This window comes from Parabacteroides sp. An277, assembly GCF_002159645.1.
GTDB lineage: Bacteria > Bacteroidota > Bacteroidia > Bacteroidales > Tannerellaceae > Parabacteroides.
In genome coordinates, this window is sequence record NZ_NFJB01000086.1 from 1 (window position 1) to 903 (window position 903).

General features: G+C 45.7%; 1 protein-coding gene and 1 rRNA gene. One reads left to right on the plus strand and one right to left on the minus strand.

What is annotated here, in order from left to right:
• A partial coding sequence (locus B5F77_RS15400; RefSeq protein WP_239446394.1) for a transposase occupies positions 1-724 on the plus strand: 724 nt, incomplete at its 5' end.
• Positions 725-797: 73 nt separating this feature from the next.
• Here B5F77_RS15400 and rrf read toward each other — a convergent pair.
• Positions 798-903: ribosomal RNA gene (rrf, locus tag B5F77_RS15405) — 5S ribosomal RNA — on the minus strand; the annotation flags it as partial.

Consider the following 903-nt stretch of genomic DNA (forward strand, 5'->3'; position numbering starts at 1 on the left):
GAGTCTTTCAACGCTAAAATCAAGCTCTTCAGAGCAAACCTCAGAGGGGTTGCAGACAAGAAGTTTTTCTTATTCCGTATCGCAAACCTATATGCCTATCCCCACTAAATTTCTACTGAGCCCAAGAAGTTCTTCTTATTCCGTATTGCAAAACTATATGCATATCCCCACTAAATTTCTACTGAGCCCAGAAAACTTCTACTACAATGAAGAGCATGACTTCTGCATCTGCCCCATAGGACAAAAGATGCGGAGGATAGGGACCAAACGCGTGAAAACTGCATCCGGATATGTCAGCGAAAATGCCAGGTACAGAGCCGTCAGATGTGAGGGCTGCCCGCTAAGATGCCGATGCTTTAAAGCAAAGGGGAACAGGACGATTGAACTGAATCACAGGCTCAGGAGATACAGGCAAAAAGCCAAAGAGCTGCTCTGCTCCGAGGAAGGTCTGAAACACAGGGGACAGAGATGTATAGAACCGGAAGCCGTGTTCGGACAAATGAAAAACAATATGAACTACAAGCGTTTCCGCCATTTTGGGATGGACAAGGTCTTCATGGACTTTTCCTTCTTTGCCATTGCCTTCAATATAAAAAAGATGTGTGCCAAGATGCAAAAAGGATGTATTGGCTGGCTGACTGAATTGTTTTATGGGCTTGCCGCCGCTATATTCAGATGTTGGGGACACATAAATCAGAGAAATCCCCAAAATATCGCAGCTTAAAGAACATGAACCGATTTTTATGGCTAACGAAAAAAGAAGGTGCATCGTGCATTACGACACACCCCCACTTCCAAAACGGCGGCTACCTACTCTCCCACTGTTACGCAGTACCATCGGCGTGACGGGGCTTAACTTCTCTGTTCGGAATGGGAAGAGGTGGATCCCCCATGCTATAACCA